17 protein-coding genes are annotated in these 14,982 nt (G+C 71.5%); 12 read left to right on the top strand and 5 right to left on the bottom strand.

Features of this window, described 5'->3' with window-relative positions; all coding sequences use genetic code 11:
- Positions 1–10 precede the first annotated feature (10 nt).
- Genes NE234_RS38745 through NE234_RS38735 form a run of 3 tightly spaced genes read right to left on the bottom strand, consistent with a single transcriptional unit; the run spans position 11 to position 2,625 of the window.
- The gene (locus NE234_RS38745) at positions 11–946 is read right to left on the bottom strand and encodes an EamA family transporter (protein ID WP_252785953.1); all 936 of its coding nucleotides are present in this window, start codon (positions 944–946) and stop codon (positions 11–13) included.
- Positions 947–949: 3 nt separating this feature from the next.
- The gene (locus NE234_RS38740) at positions 950–1,717 is read right to left on the bottom strand and encodes an ABC transporter permease (protein WP_406567125.1); all 768 of its coding nucleotides are present in this window, start codon (positions 1,715–1,717) and stop codon (positions 950–952) included.
- Positions 1,714–2,625 carry an ABC transporter ATP-binding protein gene (locus NE234_RS38735; protein ID WP_252785952.1) on the bottom strand — a complete coding sequence of 304 codons (912 nt, stop codon included), beginning with the start codon at positions 2,623–2,625 and terminating at the stop codon, positions 1,714–1,716. The genes NE234_RS38740 and NE234_RS38735 overlap by 4 nt, the downstream gene beginning before the upstream one ends.
- A 99-nt stretch (positions 2,626–2,724) precedes the next feature.
- Between NE234_RS38735 and argF the strand changes: the two genes are divergently transcribed.
- The 10 genes from argF (at position 2,725) to NE234_RS38685 (ending at position 11,903) form a co-directional block, all read left to right on the top strand.
- The gene (gene argF / locus NE234_RS38730; protein ID WP_319947029.1) at positions 2,725–3,741 is read left to right on the top strand and encodes an ornithine carbamoyltransferase; all 1,017 of its coding nucleotides are present in this window, start codon (positions 2,725–2,727) and stop codon (positions 3,739–3,741) included.
- Positions 3,742–3,941: 200 nt separating this feature from the next.
- The gene (locus NE234_RS38725; protein ID WP_252785951.1) at positions 3,942–5,324 is read left to right on the top strand and encodes an MFS transporter; all 1,383 of its coding nucleotides are present in this window, start codon (positions 3,942–3,944) and stop codon (positions 5,322–5,324) included.
- A gap of 138 nt (positions 5,325–5,462) precedes the next feature.
- The gene (locus tag NE234_RS38720; RefSeq protein WP_406567124.1) at positions 5,463–6,230 is read left to right on the top strand and encodes a helix-turn-helix transcriptional regulator; all 768 of its coding nucleotides are present in this window, start codon (positions 5,463–5,465) and stop codon (positions 6,228–6,230) included.
- Positions 6,227–7,639 carry a Fe-S cluster assembly protein SufB gene (gene sufB, locus NE234_RS38715; RefSeq protein ID WP_252785950.1) on the top strand — a complete coding sequence of 471 codons (1,413 nt, stop codon included), beginning with the start codon at positions 6,227–6,229 and terminating at the stop codon, positions 7,637–7,639. The genes NE234_RS38720 and sufB overlap by 4 nt, the downstream gene beginning before the upstream one ends.
- Positions 7,639–8,754, top strand: a complete 1,116-nt coding sequence (gene sufD / locus NE234_RS38710) for a Fe-S cluster assembly protein SufD (protein WP_252785949.1) — start codon at positions 7,639–7,641, stop codon at positions 8,752–8,754. Before sufB ends, sufD begins: the two co-directional genes overlap by 1 nt.
- Positions 8,751–9,065: a non-heme iron oxygenase ferredoxin subunit gene (locus NE234_RS38705; RefSeq protein ID WP_252785948.1), complete on the top strand. Its 315-nt coding sequence runs from the start codon at positions 8,751–8,753 to the stop codon at positions 9,063–9,065. The genes sufD and NE234_RS38705 overlap by 4 nt, the downstream gene beginning before the upstream one ends.
- Before the next feature lie 7 nt (positions 9,066–9,072).
- Complete coding sequence (gene sufC / locus NE234_RS38700) at positions 9,073–9,825, top strand: Fe-S cluster assembly ATPase SufC (RefSeq protein WP_252785947.1); 753 nt, start codon at positions 9,073–9,075, stop codon at positions 9,823–9,825.
- Positions 9,822–11,102 (top strand): cysteine desulfurase, encoded by a 1,281-nt coding sequence (locus tag NE234_RS38695; RefSeq protein WP_308206980.1) that lies wholly within the window; start codon positions 9,822–9,824, stop codon positions 11,100–11,102. Before sufC ends, NE234_RS38695 begins: the two co-directional genes overlap by 4 nt.
- Before the next feature lie 37 nt (positions 11,103–11,139).
- Entirely contained in the window at positions 11,140–11,586 is a 447-nt protein-coding gene (sufU, locus tag NE234_RS38690) for a Fe-S cluster assembly sulfur transfer protein SufU (protein ID WP_252785946.1), read from the top strand.
- On the top strand, positions 11,583–11,903 hold the full coding sequence (locus NE234_RS38685) for a metal-sulfur cluster assembly factor (protein ID WP_252785945.1): 321 nt from the start codon (positions 11,583–11,585) through the stop codon (positions 11,901–11,903). Before sufU ends, NE234_RS38685 begins: the two co-directional genes overlap by 4 nt.
- Before the next feature lie 22 nt (positions 11,904–11,925).
- Here the strand turns inward: NE234_RS38685 and NE234_RS38680 are convergent, their stop codons facing one another.
- A complete protein-coding gene (locus tag NE234_RS38680) occupies positions 11,926–12,438 on the bottom strand; it encodes a hypothetical protein (RefSeq protein WP_252785944.1) in 513 nt (170 codons plus the stop codon).
- Positions 12,439–12,534: 96 nt separating this feature from the next.
- Here NE234_RS38680 and NE234_RS38675 point away from each other — a divergent pair, with 96 nt between their 5' ends.
- Complete coding sequence (locus NE234_RS38675) at positions 12,535–13,119, top strand: HD domain-containing protein (RefSeq protein ID WP_252785943.1); 585 nt, start codon at positions 12,535–12,537, stop codon at positions 13,117–13,119.
- Between the two features lie 23 nt (positions 13,120–13,142).
- On the top strand, positions 13,143–13,625 hold the full coding sequence (locus NE234_RS38670; protein WP_252785942.1) for an SRPBCC family protein: 483 nt from the start codon (positions 13,143–13,145) through the stop codon (positions 13,623–13,625).
- A 99-nt stretch (positions 13,626–13,724) separates the two neighbouring features.
- On the opposite strand, the gene NE234_RS38665 is transcribed toward NE234_RS38670, so the two are convergent.
- Positions 13,725–14,864 carry an EAL domain-containing protein gene (locus tag NE234_RS38665; protein WP_252785941.1) on the bottom strand — a complete coding sequence of 380 codons (1,140 nt, stop codon included), beginning with the start codon at positions 14,862–14,864 and terminating at the stop codon, positions 13,725–13,727.
- Between the last annotated feature and the right edge of the window lie 118 nt (positions 14,865–14,982).

Below are 14,982 nucleotides of genomic sequence, written 5' to 3'. Positions count from 1 at the left end.
GCACCGGCCGTCAGGCCTCGGGGGCCTCGGGAGGGGAGTCCTGGAAGCGGGTGGCGCCGACGCAGGCGGCGATGACGCAGCCGATCGCCAGCCACTCGCGCCACATCAGGACCTCGCCGAGGAAGACGAGGCCGACGAGGGCCGCCACCGCGGGCTCCAGGCTCATGAGGATGCCGAACACCCGGGCGGGCACGCGCCGCAGCGCCTCGAGCTCCAGGCTGTAGGGGATGACCGACGACAGCAGCCCGACGCCGAGCCCGATCAGCAGGATCTTCGGGTCGAGCAGCCGCGCACCGCCGGTGGCGATCCCGACGGGCATGATCGCGATGGCGCCGACGACGCTCGCGATGGCCAGGCCGGTCGACCCGGAGAACCGCTTGCCCGTCGCGCCGCTCAGCAGGATGTACGCGGCCCAGCCGACCGCCGCGAGCAGCCCGAACACGACGCCGGCCAGGGGCACGCCGCCGTCGCCGCGCGCGAGCATCGCCACGCCACCCAGCGCCAGGGCCGCCCACAGCAGGTCGAGCCGGCGCCGCGACGCGACGATCGAGACGGTGAGCGGCCCCAAAAACTCGATCGTCACCGCGACGCCGAGCGGGATCCGCGCCATCGCCTGGTAGAAGCTGAAGTTCATCCCGGCGAGGGTGAGGCCGAACAGCACGGCCACCATGAGGTCGCGCCGGGAGTGCAGGCGCCGCAGGTCGCGCAGCGCGGAGCGGGCCATCACCGAGAGCACGATGGCCGAGGTGGCCAGGCGCAGCATCACGATGGCGTCCGGCGAGATGCGGCCGAAGAGGTTCTTGGCGAGGCCGGCGCCGACCTGGACCGAGACGATGCCGAGCAGGATCAGGGCGGGCGGGGGGACGGAGCCGAGAGACAGCCGGAGACCGGCCGGGCGGGACCGGGCCGTCCCGTCATAGGAGCCGGGGGCTTCGGCGAGCGCCATGCGTCACTCCCAGGAGAAGAAGCGCGCGGCGAGAGCGAGGCCGAGAACCGCCCACACGGCGAGGATCACCAGGTCGCGGGCGGGGAACCCGGCACCGTGCTGCAGTACCTGGCGCAGCCCGTCGGCGAGCGCGGAGATCGGTAGCAGTTCGAGCACCGACCGTACGCCGCCGGAGAATTTTGTCAACGGAAATACGACGCCGCCGAGGGCCAGCAGGAGGATGTAAACGAGATTCGCGGCCGCCAGGGTCGCCTCGGCGCGCAGGGTGCCCGCCATCAGCAGGCCGAACCCGCTGAACGCCGCGGTGCCCAGGAGCAGCAGCAGGATCACGGTCGCCGGGTTTCCGTGCGGGCTCCAGCCGAGCGCGGCGGCCACGACGCAGATGACCAGGGCCTGCAGGACCTCGACGGCCAGCACGGTCAGCGTCTTGGCGATGATCAGGCCGGACCGGGGGAGGGGCGTGGCGCCGAGGCGCTTGAGCACGCCGTACCTTCGTTCGAAGCCGGTGCCGATGGCCTGGCCGGTGAACGCCGTGGACATCACGGCGAGCGCCAGCACGCCGGGCGTCAGGAAGTCGACGCGCCGTCCGGCGCCCACGTCGAGCAGTGGCGCGCTGCTGAACAGGATCAGCAGGGCGACGGGGATGATCAGGATGAGCAGCAGCTGCTCGCCGTTGCGCAGCAGCGTGCGCAGTTCGTACGCCGTCTGGGCCCGGACCATGCGGGACCTCGGCGCCGCGCCGGGCGAGGGGCTGAACGTCAGGTCCGTCACGAGCGGAGCTCCCGTCCGGTCAGTTCGAGGAAGACGTCTTCGAGGGTGCGGCGCTCGATCCGCAGGTCCTCGGTCATGACGCCGTTGGAGGCGCACCAGGCGGTCACGGTGGCCAGCAGCTCGGGGACGAGGTCGCCCTCGATGACATAGTGGCCGGCGGGGGACTCCTTGGCGATCGTCGCGGGCGGCAGCGCGGACAGCAGCTCGTCCAGGCCGAGCCCGGGACGCGCGCGGAAGCGCAGCTGCCGTTCGGCGCCGGTCAGCGAGGACGGGGGGCCCGAGGCGATGACCCTCCCGTGGTCGACGATGACGACCTCGTCGGCGAGCCGTTCGGCCTCGTCCATGTGGTGGGTGGTCAGGATGACCGCGACGCCGGCGGCCTTCAGGTCCTCGACGAGCTCCCAGGTGGCGTGGCGGGCCTGCGGGTCGAGGCCCGCGGTGGGCTCGTCGAGGAAGACCAGCTCGGGGCGGCCGACGACCGCGGCGGCGAGGGCCAGCCGCTGCTGCTGGCCGCCGGAGAGGCGGCGGTACGAGGTGCGGGCCGAGGCGGTCAGCCCCAGACGGTCGAGCAGCGCGGCGGGATCCAGGGGAGTGGCGTAGAAGCTGGCGATCAGGCGCAGGAACTCCCCGGCGCGCGCGTTGGTCGGCACGCCCCCGGACTGCAGCATCACGCCGATCCGCGTCTTGAGCGCGGGATCACGGGGGTCGCGGCCGAGGACGCGCACGCTGCCGGAGTCGGCGCGCCGGTAGCCCTCGCAGATCTCGACCGTGGTCGTCTTGCCCGCCCCGTTGGGCCCGAGCAGGGCCGTCACCTCGCCGGATCGCGCCTCGAAGGAGAGGCCGTCGGCCGCGGCGGTCATGCCATAGCGTTTGACCAGGTCATTGACTGCGACCGCGAGGGGCTCCATGGACCTGAGTCTAGGAGGACGTCCTCGGGAGGGAGGCGGCCACCCCTGACATTGATCTGAATATTGATTCAGTATAGCGCATGGCGATACAGTCCCCTCATGTCTCTGGGAGGTCACATGCTGCGCGGCCGTAGCTTCGTCAAGGAGCTCGACTTCACCGCCGAGGAGTTCCGCTCGCTCATCGACCTGGCCGGTGAGCTCAAGGCGGCTCGCCGGGCGGGCACGGAGCGCCCCCGTCTGACCGGCCGCAACATCGCGCTGATCTTCGAGAAGACCTCCACGCGCACTCGCAGCGCGTTCGAGGTGGCGGCGCACGACCAGGGCGCGCACGTCACCTACCTCGACCCGGCCGGCTCGCAGATCGGGCACAAGGAGTCGGTGAAGGACACCGCGCGCGTGCTGGGCCGGATGTTCGACGGCATCCAGTACCGCGGCCGGCGCCAGGAGGACGTCGAGACCCTCGCCGCGTACGCCGGAGTCCCGGTCTGGAACGGCCTGACCGACGAGTGGCACCCCACGCAGAGCCTCTGCGACGCGTTCACCATGGCCGAGCACGCGGCGCGGCCACTCGAGGAGATCGCCTTCGCCTACCTCGGCGACGCGCGCAACAACATGGGCGACTCCCTCCTCGTCATGGGCGCGCTGCTGGGCATGGACGTGCGTCTCGTCGCGCCGGGCGGCCTGCAGCCGTCCGCCGAGGTCCAGGCCGCCGCCCGCGCCCTGGCCGAGCGCAGCGGGGCCCGGATCACCCTCACGGACGACGTCGCGGAGGGCGTGCGCGGCGCCGACTTCGTCCACACGGACGTGTGGGTGTCGATGGGCGAGCCCAAGGAGGTCTGGGCGGAGCGGATCGAGCTCCTCGCGCCGTACCAGGTCAACGCGAAGGTGCTCGAAGCGACGGGAAACCCGTCGGTGCGGTTCATGCACTGCCTGCCGGCCTTCCATGACCGGGAGACGACGGTCGGCGAGGAGATCTACGCGCAGTTCGGCCTGGAGGGCCTCGAGGTCACCGACGAGGTCTTCGAGTCGGACGCCTCGATCGTCTTCGACCAGGCCGAGAACCGCCTGCACACGATCAAGGCCGTCATGGTCGCCACCCTCGCCGGCGAGGTCTGAGCGGGCTCCGCCCCGGGGAGTTCCGGCCCGGGGCAGGGGCGTGCCGGCCCGAGCGGCGGGACGGGTCCGCCGCCGAGCGCGCGCGCTGCGGGTGGCGGGTGAGCCCGGCACCGGATGGCGGCCCACCCCGACCGCCGGCACAGCACGCTCGCGGGAACGCTTCGGTGATCGTCTAAACGACCCCGGGCAAGCATCGGGGCATGCTGACGCTGAGATCGACATCCGAGTCCCGGCCGCGCACCGGGGCGTTGCCGCTGGTCGCCATCTGCCTCGGGTACTTCGCGGTGATCATCGACGCCACCGCCGTGAACCTGTCGCTGCCCGCGCTGGGTCGCGACCTGGGCGGCGGGATGGGCGTCCTCCAGTGGGTGGTCGACGGCTACACGCTCACGTTCGCGACCCTGCTGCTGTCCGCGGGCGCGCTCGGCGACCGGCTGGGGCCTCACCGGGTGTTCTGCGCCGGTCTGGCGCTCTTCACGGTCGCCTCGGCGGCCTGCGGGCTGGCGCCGACCGCGGGCACTCTGGTCGCCGCCCGGCTGATCCAGGGCGCCGCGGCCGCCGTCCTGGTCCCGTCCTCGCTGGCGCTGCTGCAGGCGGCGCACCCCGACCCCCGTGCGCGTGCCCGTGCCGTCGGGGTGTGGGGCGGGGTGGCCGGAGTCGCCGCCGCCTCGGGCCCCGTCCTCGGCGGGGTGCTGACCGACGCGGCGAGCTGGCGCCTGGTCTTCTTCATCAACGTGCCGATCGGCCTGGCCGCCCTGCTGCTCACCGTCCGGCACGTCGTACGGCCCGAGGGGCACGGGCGGCGCGGGCTCGACCTCGGGGCGCAGATCGCCGTGGTCGGCGCGCTCGGCCTGCTGACCTTCGCGCTGATCGAGGCGCGGACCCGCGGCTGGGTCTCGCCCGTCGTGCTCGGTGCGCTGGGGGTCGCGGCGCTGCTCGCCGCCGTGTTCACGGCGGTGGAACGGCGTACGGCGAACCCGATGCTGCCGCTCGGCCTCTTCCGCGGCGCGGCGTTCTCCGGCGGGAACGCGGTCGGGTTGCTGATCAACCTCGGTTTCTACGGTCAGCTGTTCGTGCTCAGCCTGTTCTTCCAGGACGTGCGCCGGATGAGCCCCACCATCGCCGGGCTGGCTCTGGTGCCCGAGGGGATCCTGGTCTCGCTCGCGTCGTTCCTGTCGGGGCGGATGACGGGCCGGTCCGGCACCCGGACCACCATGCTGATCGGCCTGGTCATCGGGGCGGCCGGGCTGTTCGCGCTGACGGCCGCCGGCCGGAGCACCCCGTACCCGCTGCTCATGGTCCCGCTGATGGCGGCGGGCTTCGGGATGGCCTTCACGATGCCCGCCGCGACGACCACCGTCGTCGAGGCCGCCCCGCCGGAGCGGGCGGGCGTCGCCTCCGGGGCGGTGAACACGGCCCGGCAGATGGGGAGCACGATCGGCGTCGCGCTGCTCGGCACGCTGGGGGCGGGCGGTCGCCTGGCCGCGCCGATGGCGGGGGCGGGCGCCGCCTTCCTCGCCGGAGCCCTCGTGGTGGCCGTCGTGGTCCGGGGCCGCGGACCACGATCCGACGCGGGGTCGTGACGCGGAGCCTGGGGACGCGGCCGCGCTGCGGGCGTCCGCGCTGCGGGCGTCCGCGCAGGCGAGGCAAGGCTCACCTAAGTGAGCCAGATAACCGGGATCCGTTTGTGTCGGGGGAAGTAATTAGGCCACACTGATGTTGTGAAAAACGTGACCGAGACGACGAGCAGCGACCCGGCGGCCGCCGGTGTGCCCGCGCTCGGTCCGAACCACGCCGAGCGCACGACCCGCGCTCGAGTGGCACGGCTGATTCTTGAACATGGTCCCATCAGCGCCTCGGCGCTCGGACAACGGCTCGGGCTCACGCCCGCGGCCGTGCGCCGTCACCTCGAGACCCTCCTCGCCGAGGAGATGATCGAGGAGCGGCGGAGCCGTCCGCAGTCGAGGCGCGGGCGCGGCCGCCCGGCGAAGCTGTTCGCCATCACCGACGCCGGGCGCAGCGCCTTCGTGCACGCCTACGACGATCTGGCGGCCAACGCCCTGCGGTTCCTGGCCGACAAGCTCGGCGAGGAGGCCGTCGTGGAGTTCGCCCTGCGGCAGGTGGGCGACCTGGAGGCGCGCTACGGCGCGTCCATCCGGGCCGTCCCGCCGCAGCAGCGGGTCCGGGCCCTGGCGGAGGCGCTGTCCACCGACGGCTACGCCGCCTCGGCCAGCACGGCGCCGGCGGGCGGGCAGCAGCTCTGCCAGCACCACTGCCCGGTCGCGCACGTCGCGGCTCGGTTTCCGCAGTTGTGCGAGGCGGAGACGGCGGCGTTCGGGCGGCTGCTCGGCGTCCCCGTGCAGCGGCTGGCCACGATCGCGCACGGCGATGGAATATGCACGACCCACGTGACGTCACGTGAACTGACTGAAAAACCCGATAAGACCGACAAGTTCGACAAGCAGGAGTCCGGAGGCACCTCCGTATGACCACGGCAGCCCACCCCGAGCTCGAGGGGCTCGGCAAGTACAAGTTCGGCTGGGCCGACCCCGACGTGGCCGGCGCCTCGGCCCGTCGCGGGCTGTCCGAAGAGGTCGTCCGCGACATCTCGGGGAAGAAGAACGAGCCCGACTGGATGCTCGACCTTCGCCTGAAGGGCCTGCGCCTGTTCGGCAAGAAGCCGATGCCGACGTGGGGCGCCGACCTCTCCGACATCGACTTCGACAACATCAAGTACTTCGTCCGGTCGACGGAGAAGCAGGCCGCGTCGTGGGACGAGCTCCCGGCCGACATCAAGAACACCTACGACAAGCTCGGCATCCCCGAGGCGGAGAAGCAGCGCCTGATCGCCGGCGTCGCGGCCCAGTACGAGTCCGAGGTCGTGTACCACCAGATCCGCGAGGACCTGGAGAAGCAGGGCGTGATCTTCCTCGACACCGACACCGGTCTCAAGGAGCACCCGGAGATCTTCCAGGAGTACTTCGGCTCGGTGATCCCGGTGGGCGACAACAAGTTCGCCGCGCTGAACTCCGCCGTGTGGTCGGGCGGGTCCTTCATCTACGTGCCGCCGGGCGTGCACGTCGAGATCCCGCTGCAGGCCTACTTCCGGATCAACACCGAGAACATGGGCCAGTTCGAGCGGACGCTGATCATCGTCGACGAGGGCGCGTACGTCCACTACGTCGAGGGCTGCACCGCGCCGATCTACAAGTCCGACTCGCTGCACTCCGCGGTCGTCGAGATCGTCGTGAAGAAGAACGCCCGCTGCCGCTACACGACCATCCAGAACTGGTCGAACAACGTCTACAACCTCGTCACGAAGCGCGCCGTCTGCTACGAGGGCGGCACGATGGAGTGGATCGACGGCAACATCGGCTCCAAGGTGACGATGAAGTACCCGGCGGTCTACCTCATGGGGGAGCACGCCAAGGGCGAGACGCTGTCCATCGCCTTCGCCGGTGAGGGCCAGCACCAGGACGCCGGCGCCAAGATGGTGCACGCCGCGCCGAACACCTCCTCGACGATCATCTCCAAGTCCGTGGCGCGCGGCGGCGGCCGTACGAGCTACCGCGGCCTGGTCCAGGTGCAGGAGGGCGCCGAGCACTCCAAGTCGACCGTCAAGTGCGACGCGCTGCTGGTCGACCAGATCAGCCGCTCCGACACCTACCCCTACGTCGACGTCCGCGAGGACGACGTCGAGATGGGCCACGAGGCCACGGTCTCGAAGGTCTCGGAGAACCAGCTGTTCTACCTCATGAGCCGCGGCCTCACCGAGGACGAGGCGATGGCGATGATCGTGCGCGGCTTCGTCGAGCCGATCGCGCGCGAGCTGCCGATGGAGTACGCGCTCGAGCTGAACCGCCTGATCGAGCTGCAGATGGAAGGAGCGGTGGGCTGATGGGCCTCGAGACCAAGCCGGTGTCCACCCTCCACGAGCACGCGTCGTACGACGTCGCCGACTTCGCCGTCCCGACCGGGCGCGAGGAGGAGTGGCGCTTCACGCCGCTGCGCCGGCTGCGCGACCTGCACAAGGGCGTGGCGGCCGACGGCAAGGTGATCGTGGAGGTGTCCGCCGCGCCCGAGGTCACCGTGGAGACGGTGGGCCGCGACGACGAGCGCGTCGGCAAGGCGTACGTCCCGTCCGACCGCGTCAGCGCGCAGGCGTACGCCTCGTTCGCCCACGCGACCGTCGTGACCGTGCGCAAGGAGGTCGTGGCGACCGAGCCGACCGTCCTCACGCTGCGCGGCGAAGGCGGCGTCGCCTACGGCCACACCACCGTCGTCCTGGAGCCGTTCGCGCAGGCCACGGTCGTGCTCGATCACATCGGCTCGGCCGCCTACGCCGACAACATTGAGTTCGTCGTCGGCGACGGCGCCTCGCTCACGGTGTTCAGCCTGCAGAACTGGGCGCCGGACGCCGTCCACCTGTCGCATCAGCACGCCAAGCTGGGCCGGGACGCGCGGTTCAAGAGCTTCACCGTCAGCCTGGGCGGCGACGTGGTGCGCATCGCCCCCTCCGTCGCGTACGACGCGCCGGGCGGCGACGCCGAGCTGTACGGCCTCTACTTCGTCGACGGCGGCCAGCACCTCGAGCACCGCCTGCTCGTCGACCACACCCAGCCGAACTGCCGCAGCCGCGTCGACTACCGCGGCGCGCTGCAGGACGAGGACGCGCACGCCGTCTGGATCGGCGACGTGATCATCCGGGCCGAGGCCGAGGGCACCGACACGTACGAGCTGAACCGCAACCTCGTGCTCACCGACGGCACGCGGGTCGACTCGGTGCCGAACCTCGAGATCCTCACCGGTGAGGTCGCCGGCGCGGGGCACGCCTCGGCGTCCGGCCGCCTCGACGACCAGCACCTGTTCTACCTTCAGGCACGGGGCATCCCGTACGACACCGCCCGGCGGATGGTCGTCCGCGGATTCCTGGGCCAGCTCGTCGACAAGATCGACGTGCCGCAGCTGAAAGAGCGGGTCATGGCCGCGATCGATGAGGAGATCGACCGATGAGCTTCACGCGCGCCTGCGCCCTGTCCGAGCTGCCCGCCGAGGGCGCACTCGCGGTGGAGATCGACGGCACGCCCGTGGCGGTCGTCCGCGCCGACGGCGAGGTCTACGCGCTGCGTGACGTGTGCTCGCACGCCGAGGTCGCCCTCAGCGAGGGCGAGGTCTACGACCGCACCATCGAGTGCTGGCTGCACGGCTCGTGCTTCGACGTGCGCACCGGCAAGCCCACCAACCCGCCGGCCACGCAGCCGGTCCCCACGTACCCAGTGAAGATCGAGGGCGACGACGTGTACGTGTCGCTCAAGGAGTCCTGAAATCACCATGGCCACGCTTGAGATCCGCGACCTGCACGTCTCCGTCGAGGACAAGGAGATCCTCCGGGGCGTCGACCTGTCCGTGAAGGCGGGCGAGACCCACGCCATCATGGGGCCGAACGGCTCCGGCAAGTCCACCCTCGCCTACGCCATCGCCGGTCACCCGAAGTACACCGTCACGAGCGGCGAGGTCCTCCTGGACGGCGAGAGCGTCCTGGACATGGCCGTCGACGAGCGCGCCCGCGCCGGGCTGTTCCTCGCGATGCAGTACCCGGTCGAGGTGCCGGGCGTGTCGGTGTCGAACTTCCTGCGCACGGCCGTCACCGCGGTGCGCGGCGAGGCGCCGAAGCTGCGGGAGTTCTCCAAGGAGATGCGCTCGGCAATGGCCGAGCTGCAGATCGACCCGGCGTTCGCGCAGCGCAACCTGAACGAGGGCTTCTCCGGCGGTGAGAAGAAGCGCCACGAGATCCTTCAGCTCGAGATGCTCAAGCCGAAGGTCGCGGTGCTCGACGAGACCGACTCCGGCCTCGACATCGACGCGCTGAAGATCGTCTCCGAGGGCGTCAACCGGTTCCGCTCCGGCGGCGAGACCGGCGTGCTGCTGATCACGCACTACACCCGCATCCTCCGCTACGTGAAGCCGGACTTCGTGCACGTCTTCGCGGCCGGCCGCGTCGTCGAGGAGGGCGGCCCGGAGCTGGCCGAGCTGCTGGAGAACGAGGGCTACGAGCGGTTCACGAAGGCGGGCGCGTCCGCGTGAGCATCGACGTCGAGAGGATCCGGGCGGACTTCCCGATCCTGACCAGGACCGTCCGCGACGGGAAGGCCCTGGTCTACCTCGACAGCGCGAACACCTCGCAGAAGCCCCGCCAGGTGATCGACGCGATCGAGGACTACTACGCCCGGCACAACGCGAACATCCACCGGGCCACGCACCAGCTCGGCGAAGAGGCGACCGAGGCGTACGAAGGCGCCCGGATCAAGGTCGCCAACTTCATCGGCGCGGGCAGCGAGACCGAGGTGGTGTTCACCAAGAACATCTCCGAGGGCATCAACCTCGTCGCCTACGCCATGGGCAACGCGGCCACGGCGGGCCCGGAGGCCGAGCGGTTCCGCATCGGCCCGGGCGACGAGATCGTCATCACCGAGATGGAGCACCACTCCAACATCGTGCCGTGGCAGCTGCTCGCCCAGCGCACCGGCGCGACGCTCCGCTGGTTCCGGGTGACCGACGACGGCCGTCTCGACCTGAGCGACATCGACGAGCTCATCAACGAGCGCACGAAGATCGTCGCGGTCGCGCACCAGTCGAACGTCCTCGGCACGATCAACCCGGTCCGCCTCATCGCGGACAAGGCGCACGCGGTCGGCGCGCTGGTGCTCGCCGACGGCGCGCAGGCCGTGCCGCACATGCGGGTGAACGTCCAGGAGCTCGGCGTCGACTTCTACGGGTTCACCGCGCACAAGCTGTGCGGGCCGACGGGCATCGGGGTGCTGTGGGGCCGCGCCGAGCTGCTCGAGACGCTGCCGCCGTTCCTCGGCGGCGGTGAGATGATCGAGACGGTGGCGATGGAGGGCTCCACGTTCGCGCCGCCGCCGCACAAGTTCGAGGCCGGCACGATGCCGATCGCCGAGGCCGCCGGGCTCGGCGCCGCGATCGACTACCTGAACGCCGTGGGCATCGACGACATCGCGGCGCAGCAGAACGAGCTGCTGGCGTACGCGCTCAAGTCGCTCACCGCGGTCGAGGGCGTGCGGATCCTCGGCCCCGCCGAGGCCGAGGACCGCGGCACCGCGATCTCCTTCACCCTGGAGGGGCCGGACGGCCGCGAGATCCACCCGCACGACGTCAGCCAGGTGCTGGACGCCCACGGCATCGCCGTGCGCGCCGGTCATCACTGCGCCCGCCCGCTGCACCGGCGCTTCGGGGTGACCGCGAGCACCCGCGCGTCGCTGTACTTCTACAACACCACGGCCGACGTCGACGCGCTGGTCGAGGGACTGCGGGAGACGCAGAAATTCTTCGGCAGCGCCTGACGTTGCACCCGATCGGCCGCTGTGAGAAGGGAAGCAGATGCAGCTCGAGTCGATGTATCAGGACATCATCCTGGACCACTACCGGAACCCTCACCACAAGGGCCTCCGGGAGCCGTACGACGCCGAGGTGCACCATGTGAACCCGACCTGCGGTGACGAGGTGACCCTGCGCGTCCGGCTCGAGGGCGACGAGGTCGCCGACGTGTCGTACGACGCGATGGGCTGTTCGATCAGCCAGGCCAGCGCCTCGGTGATGACCGACCTCGTCATCGGCAGGCCGGTGAAGGACGCGATGGTGACCGGCGACGAGTTCCTCAAGCTGATGCAGTCGCGCGGGCAGGTCGAGCCCGACGAGGACATCCTCGAGGACGCCGTCGCCTTCACCGGGGTGTCGAAGTACCCCGCCCGTATCAAGTGCGCCCTGCTCGCCTGGATGGCGTGGAAGGACGCGACCGCGAAAGCCATGGAAGGCAGCGACGCATGAGCGACACGAAGGTCGCCGAGGACGACGTCCTCGAGGCGATGAGGGACGTCGTCGACCCCGAACTCGGGATCAACGTGGTCGACCTGGGCCTGGTCTACGGCGTCAACATCGACGACGACAACGTCGTCGTCCTCGACATGACGCTTACGAGCGCGGCCTGCCCGCTCACCGACGTGATCGAGGACCAGACGGCGAGCGCCCTGGAGGGCCTGGTCGAGAAGGTCACGATCAACTGGGTGTGGCTGCCGCCGTGGGGCCCGGACAAGATCACCGAGGACGGCCGCGAGCAGCTGCGCGCCCTCGGCTTCAACGTCTGAGTCCTCCGGCCTCCAGGCCCGTTCAGTCCAACCCGGCATGCCGGCGCCAGCCCGCCGGCTGCTGGGAGTTGGCGATCCACTGGTCCGTGTAGCGCAGGACCGCGGTCAGCGCGTCGAGCGCACCGGCGGGCCCGCCGGTGCGCCACGAGGTCTCCACGATCGTGTGGTGACCGGGGTGCGCGGTCTCGCAGCGGCAGGCGATGGTGAGGCTCGCCCCGATCCGGCAGTGGTCCGGGTAGAAGTCGATCGACTCCATCCGGATCGCCACCTCGAGCCAGTCGTCCCCGGCCTCGTACGTGTGGCAGTCGTAGATGCGGCGGGCGGGCGGATGCCACATCCACTGGCCGGGCCGTGGCCCGCCCGTCCCGCCGACGGCCGACGGCGCCGGATGGCGGGCCTGCCACTGGCCGGTCAGGGTGAGGAAACGCGCGCGGACCTCCGTGCCGTCCCATGCAGGTCCGAAGATCGAGGCCAGCGGGAGCGCCCTGGGCCATATCCACACCGCGACGGCATGATCATCGGGCGGGTTTCGCACCGTGCAATCATGCCGCGACCGTACGGTTCGGCGCACGCCCGGGGACGATCGAGACGACCTCGTGACGGTGCCCGGCCACCTGAAGGAGAAGGCAGCGTGGAGACCTTCACGAACTGGCGGACCTGGGAGCAGGCTCGCGCCGCCCTGACGCCGCACCCCGTCGACCTGGCGACCCTGGACCGCGCCGCCGAGGCCGCGCTGCGCTGGCACGGCGAGCAGCGGCGGCCCACCGGCGCGCCGTACGCCGAGCACCTGTTCGAGGCCCTCGAAGTGCTGGTCCGCGGTGCCGGCGTCACCGACACGGACGTGCTCGTCACGGCCCTGCTGCACGACACGGTCGAGGACACCGCCGCGACGCTCGCCGACGTCGAGGCCGCGTTCGGCCCGGAGGTCGGGGAGCTGGTGGACTGGGTCACCAAGCCGCCGGTGGAGGGCAAGGCCGCGAAGCGCGCCGCGAAGGTCTCCTACCTGCGGCGCCTGCGCGACGCGCCCCGCGAGGCGATCCTCGTGAAGCTCGCCGACCGGGTCAGCAACGTGCAGACGCTGGACCGGATGCCGCCGGACTTCCAGCGCCGCTACCACGCCGAGACAGTCACCTACATCGTGCCGCTGGCGGCGGGGGAGCCCTGGTTCGCCGCCTGGTTCGCCGCGTGGCAGGACCGTTTCGTCCACCTGCGCTGACCTCCGTAGGAGATGATCGCCCGATGGGACGCCAGTGGACGGTCGAGGAGAGCGTCGTCATCGACGCGGAGCCGGAGCGCGTGTACGCGGCGGTCGCCGACCCGCGCCGGATGGGGGAATGGAGCCCGGAGGTCTTCGCGGTGCGGGTACGCGGCCGCCGGGTGGTCCCCGGCCTGACCTTCATCGGGTTCAACCGGATCGGCGCCCGCGTGTGGTTCACGAACTGCCGGGTCGTCGAGGCCGTCCCGGGCCGGGCGTTCGCGTTCCGGGTGACGACCTTCGGCGTTCCCGTGGCGGTGTGGGGCTACCGGGTCGAGCCGGTCGGCGACGGCTCGACCCGGCTGACCGAGCACTGGGAGGACCTGCGGCGGGAGGGCCGGGGAGCGGCGTTCGCCTCGATCCTCGGCAGGGTCTTCACCGGGGTCCCGGCGGACGGGCGCGCCGAGGTCAACCGGCAGGGCATGCGCATCACCCTGGCCCGCATCAAGTCCCGCCTCGAGCGCTGACCCGCGCGGCCCGCCCGACGTGCCGGGGCCGGGCGCCCTTTCGACCGCCACGGCCCTGTGGCCGGGCATCCGCGACCGCCGCGGCCCCGCGGCCGGGCCTCAGTGGTCGAGCGCGGCCAGGCTGCGGATGAGGTCGCCGACCCGCGCGATGCCGAGGCAGCGGCCGATCTCGTCGATCACCACGAGATCGTCGTAGACGCGCTCGGCGTCATCGCCCGCCGCGCGCAGGGCCGCGATCGCGGGAACGGTCCTGGGCACCGGCCGGGGCGGGTCGGCCAGCCGCGCCGCAGGCCGGTGGGCGTGCAGGGCGTGCCCGTACGCGCCGGCCAGCCGGAGCAGGAAACGGGTGCGGTCGACCGTGTGGCGGGGGCGTTCGGTCTGGTCGACGAGGACGACGCTGCTGGTGGCCGGTTGGGCGTTGAACACCGACAGCACCTCTTCGGCGGTGGCCGTGTCGGGCATCACCGTCGCCGGCATCATGAACTCGGTCACGCGCGGGCCGAGCCGGTCGCGCTCCGAGTCGCGGGCGCCGACCGGGACGGTCACCGGCATGCCGGGTCGCCAGTGCCGTGGGGTCAGCAGCGGCCCCTGCGCCAGCCGGACTCCGCGTCCCCGCAGATTCGTGAGCTGGTCGTCGGAGACGACGCCCGGAGCGAGCACGTGCCCGCCGGTCCGGCGGCCCAGCGCGACGAACGCCTCCGCGATCGCGGCGCGCCGGGGGTCCGCCGCGGCCCGCCGGGTGACCGCGGGGTCGAGGATCAGGACCGTCGGCGCCATGTCGGCGACGAACCGGGTCGGCAGGTCGCCCACCTCCAGGGCGAGGAGGTATCCGGCCGAGCGGAGCCCCCCGAGCCGGGCGGCGGCCTCGTCGAGCGACATTCCGGCCGGGCCGCCCGTCACCGAGACGATGACGCCGCCGGGACGGCGGCCCAGGTCCGCCAGCGTCCGGTGAAGCCGCTCCATCGGCCGGTCGTAGGCGAGGGTGCTCATCCGGAGGACGAGCTGGAGGGGGAGCATGGTCTCCGACCGGGACAGGGCCCGCGCCGCGTGGATCGCGCGGTCCACCTCTCCGTCCGGATCGGGGACCGATGGGCCGGGCACCGAGGGGGCGACGGCCACGACCGTTCCGGTGTCGAGATCGACGATCGGGTGGAAGGTGACGCGCTCCAGAGGCGAGGCGTGGGAACGCCCCGCGAATGCGGACTCCGGGCCGCCAGGGGCGGCGGCGAAAGCTGTCACGGAACGATTCTGCGATGTTCTCGTGGCTTCGGCGCCCCGCTGACCTCAGTATTCATCGGGAATTTCACCGATTGCCGCCATTGTGATAACGGGCGGCCCCTGCCGCGGCCGGGGGGCT

The sequence above is a fragment of the Actinoallomurus rhizosphaericola genome, assembly GCF_024055675.1.
Taxonomy (GTDB): Bacteria; Actinomycetota; Actinomycetes; order Streptosporangiales; family Streptosporangiaceae; genus Actinoallomurus; species Actinoallomurus soli.
Note: the sequence above shows the minus strand (reverse complement) of the source record. Positions and strands in the feature narration are given on the sequence as shown.